This window comes from Actinomycetes bacterium (assembly GCA_024222295.1).
Classification (GTDB): domain Bacteria; phylum Actinomycetota; class Acidimicrobiia; order Acidimicrobiales; family Microtrichaceae; genus JAAEPF01.
Genome location: JAAEPF010000068.1, coordinates 1 through 3,341 on the forward strand (window position 1 = coordinate 1; position 3,341 = coordinate 3,341).

Sequence of the window (3,341 nt, forward strand, 5' to 3'; positions counted from 1 at the left end):
CTGCTCGCTGGAGCGGTCTGGTCGACGCGCGCCCTGGCCAGTTGGCGCGAGGCGGAGGTGCCGTGGCGAGCGCGGCGGCTCTTCACCGACTCGCTCCTCTACCTCACGGTGCTCTTCGTAGCGCTCCCTTTGGACGCGTGGATTGCGACCTCTTGATGGACACGAGCATCTCTTGAGTACCATGGGGACCAGCCGGGCCCGACCAAAGGAGCACCTTCATTGCGAGTGAGCCAAACAGCGGAGTACGCCCTGCGCGCCATGGCGCAGCTCGCGCTCCTGCCCGAGGGCGTGGGCGCCCGGGCGAAGGACCTCGCCGACGCGGCCGACATCCCGGCCCACTACATCTCCAAGCTGCTGCGAAAGCTCGTGGTGGCCGGCCTGCTCCAATCCCGCAAGGGGCACGGCGGCGGCTTCAGGCTCTCGTATCCGCCGGAGGACATCAGCTTCCTCAACGTGCTCGAGGCGGTCGGTCAGGGGGTCGAACCCGATCGCTGCAGCTTCGGTTGGGGCATGTGCGATCCGAACAACCCGTGCCCGCTGCACCCTGCGTGGACTCAGCTCAACGAGGCGATGATGGAGTGGGCGACGGAGACGACGCTCGCCGACATCCGCGCCTACGTGTACAACGACGCGCGGTGGCAGACGCTCTTGGAGTAGGGGGGCGGAGCCGCCCGCAGATCAGTCGGGCGGCCACTTCAGCGGGCGCGCCTTCAGCTTGCGGCGCGCCTTCGCGAGGGCCCTCTTGCGGTGCTTGCTCGGACGCTTCCCCTCTTCCCCGAACTCATCGACCGACTCCGAGACCTCATCGACGAGATCGCCGTAGGCCTTCATCTGCTCGACCGACGCGTCGACGACCGCCTGGAAGGTGCCTTGGATGAGCGCCGCGACGAAGTCCGGGAAGTCCGCACGGCGCGCGAAGCCTGCTGGACGGCCCTGCAGCTCCGCCTGCAGCACCGCGCGCCCGACCACCTCCATGCCCCCGCGAAGGGCGCGCCGCTCGGAGGCCGGCAGCGACCGGAAGCTCGCCGACCTTTGGAGGAGCTTGCGCACCGACCGACGCACCACATCCGGCTTCGCAACGACGGGCGAGCGCTTCACGGCTACGCCTCGGGTCGAGGGCTGCACGCGCCGAGTCCGGTCGAGCTTTCCCTTCGGAGCGGCCTCACTCGCCGACACGAAGAAGAGGCTGGCCAGCGCCCAGCCGAGCACGCGAGATTTCGAGGTGGACATCAAGGCTCCTCCATCGGGCTTCGAGCATGCTAGCAGCCGACACACCTTTGGCGAGAGCACCTGGCCTGGTCAGCGCCCGCCGCGCACCGTGTTGCAGGTGGGGCAGCCAGCACTCTTCAGGCGAACGCCCTCCAGTCGGGTGACCACGAACTCTTCGATGAAGGCCCGGGAAGCCCGCTCGTTGTTGATGTCGATCTGCTTGTCGCGGATGGCCTCACGCACCACCCCGTCGTACTCGTAGTGGCCCCAGCAGTTGGGGCAGGCGCCCTCGGGGACGGCCGCGGCCGTCTCGGCGGCGGGGCGGCGGAAGAAGCTGAGCAGGCTGTCGACGAAGGCCATGGGTGTTCTCCTGAACAGTGGTCCGAACGAGGAGGGGTACGGGAGCAGGCCTGACACGTTGCATTGACTGGCGACACACGGGCTCTACCCCTGCGTGGAGCTTGGTGGGATGCGGCTCATGCAGCGCTCGGCCATGGCCGTCACCGTGAGGCTCGGGTTCACGCCGAGGTTCGCGGGGATGCTGGAGGCGTCCGCCACGTAGATTCCCGGGTAGCCAAAGAGCTCGTGGTCGGTGTTGATGACGCCGGTCTCCGGACCCTCTCCGATGGCACAGCCGCCCAGGATGTGGGCCGTCACCGATTGGTTGAAGAGGCTCTCCAGGAGGATGTTCAGCGGCACCCCGTCGGCGGCTTCGGCGAAGGCTCGGGCGGCGGCGTTGGCCTGCGGGATGTAGGCCAGGGGCTTGCCCCCGGAGATCAGCGCGGACTGCAGCCCCTTCCGGAACCCGCTGAACAGGCTCCGGCCCCAGCGCAGAGACATGTGTCCGTCCAGTGGACTTGACCCGGTTTCCCGGACACCCCGGATGAGGCGAAGGTGCCTCGACAGGAGGTTTCGTGGGAAAGCGAGCGAGAAGGAAGTTCACCGACGAGTTCAAGGCCGACACCGTGGCCCTGGTCAGGAAGGAGGCTAACGAGGCGGAGGGGCGCGGCATCGCCCAGATCGCCCGCGACCTCGACCTGACCGAGTCCGCCGTGAGGCTGTGGGTCCGGCAGGCCGACGTCGACGGGGGTCGGGGCCCTGAGGGAGCGTTGACGACGGAGGAGCGCAAGGAGCTCCGGCGCTTGCGCAAGGAGAACCGCGTCCTCCGGATGGAGCGCGAGATCCTAAAAAAAGCGACGGCCTTCTTCGTGAGGGAGAGCCAGTGAGGTTCTCGTTCATCCTGACGGAGAAGGCCTTGTACCCGGTGGCCTTGATGTGCCGGCTGCTGCAGGTCTCACGCAGCGGCTTCTACGAGTGGGTGAAGCGTGGACCGAGCAAGCGAGCCAAGCGGGACGCGTTCCTGAAGGAGAAGATCGCCGCGTCGCACAAGGGAAGCCGAGGCACCTACGGTAGCCCGCGCGTCCTCGCCGACCTCCAGTCCGACGGGCAGCGCGTGGGGCGGAAGCGGGTGGCGCGGCTGATGCGTGAGGAAGGCCTTCAAGGCTGCCGGCCTCGTCGCTTCAAGGCGACGACTGACTCGGAGCACTCGATGCCGGTTGCGGAGAACCTCGTCAAACGCGACTTCGAGCCGGACGGCCCGGACGAGCTGTGGGCGGCGGACATCACCTACATCCGCACCTGGGAAGGCTGGCTGTACCTGGCGGTGGTGATCGACCTCTGGTCCCGCCGGGTTGTGGGGTGGTCGATGGCTGACCACATGCGGACCGAGCTGGTGCTCGGCGCGCTCGAGATGGCGGTCGGCCAGCGCGAGCTGGGGCAGGAGGCGGTCCATCACTCGGATCGCGGTAGCCAATACGCCAGCCGCCAGTACCAAGACGCGCTGGCGGAGCTGGAGATGAAGTGCAGCATGAGCAGGAAGGGCAACTGTTGGGACAACGCGTGCGTGGAGTCGTTCTTCGCCACGCTGAAGACGGAGCTGGTCCATCGGCGACCCTGGCCGACCCGCCAAGGGGTGCGGCTGGCGGTCCACGAGTACATCGGTGGGTTCTACAACGGCGTCAGGAAGCACTCGTTCCTGGGCCTCATGAGCCCAGTTGAGTTTGAGCATTCAGGCTGTGACCATCTGACGGTCGCAGCATAACCAACGTGTCCGGCGAATCGGGGCAAGACCA

At 67.3% G+C, this 3,341-nt stretch carries 5 protein-coding genes; 2 read left to right on the plus strand and 3 right to left on the minus strand.

Annotation, left to right across the window (positions count from 1 at the left end):
- The first annotated feature begins 225 nt into the window (after positions 1 to 225).
- The gene (locus GY812_16335; protein MCP4437051.1) at positions 226 to 657 is read left to right on the plus strand and encodes an Rrf2 family transcriptional regulator; all 432 of its coding nucleotides are present in this window, start codon (positions 226 to 228) and stop codon (positions 655 to 657) included.
- Between the two features lie 21 nt (positions 658 to 678).
- On the opposite strand, the gene GY812_16340 is transcribed toward GY812_16335, so the two are convergent.
- The 3 genes from GY812_16340 to GY812_16350 all read right to left on the minus strand — a co-directional run bounded on the left by GY812_16340 (position 679) and on the right by GY812_16350 (position 2,049).
- Positions 679 to 1,230 (minus strand): hypothetical protein, encoded by a 552-nt coding sequence (locus GY812_16340; protein MCP4437052.1) that lies wholly within the window; start codon positions 1,228 to 1,230, stop codon positions 679 to 681.
- Positions 1,231 to 1,299: 69 nt separating this feature from the next.
- Positions 1,300 to 1,569: a hypothetical protein gene (locus GY812_16345; protein MCP4437053.1), complete on the minus strand. Its 270-nt coding sequence runs from the start codon at positions 1,567 to 1,569 to the stop codon at positions 1,300 to 1,302.
- A gap of 84 nt (positions 1,570 to 1,653) precedes the next feature.
- Entirely contained in the window at positions 1,654 to 2,049 is a 396-nt protein-coding gene (locus tag GY812_16350) for a hypothetical protein (GenBank protein ID MCP4437054.1), read from the minus strand.
- A gap of 74 nt (positions 2,050 to 2,123) precedes the next feature.
- Here GY812_16350 and GY812_16355 point away from each other — a divergent pair.
- A protein-coding gene (locus tag GY812_16355) for an IS3 family transposase (protein ID MCP4437055.1) occupies positions 2,124 to 3,310 on the plus strand; the annotation gives its coding sequence in 2 pieces (ribosomal slippage) (positions 2,124 to 2,406 and positions 2,406 to 3,310; 1,188 coding nt in all).
- Positions 3,311 to 3,341 lie beyond the last annotated feature (31 nt).

Bases quoted from the DNA above. Each gene is read 5' to 3' on its own strand.
- GY812_16340 (MCP4437052.1), bottom strand. From the start codon at position 1,230: ATGTCCACCTCGAAATCTCGCGTGCTCGGCTGGGCGCTGGCCAGCCTC.
- GY812_16345 (MCP4437053.1), bottom strand. From the start codon at position 1,569: ATGGCCTTCGTCGACAGCCTGCTCAGCTTCTTCCGCCGCCCCGCCGCC.
- GY812_16350 (MCP4437054.1), bottom strand. From the start codon at position 2,049: ATGTCTCTGCGCTGGGGCCGGAGCCTGTTCAGCGGGTTCCGGAAGGGG.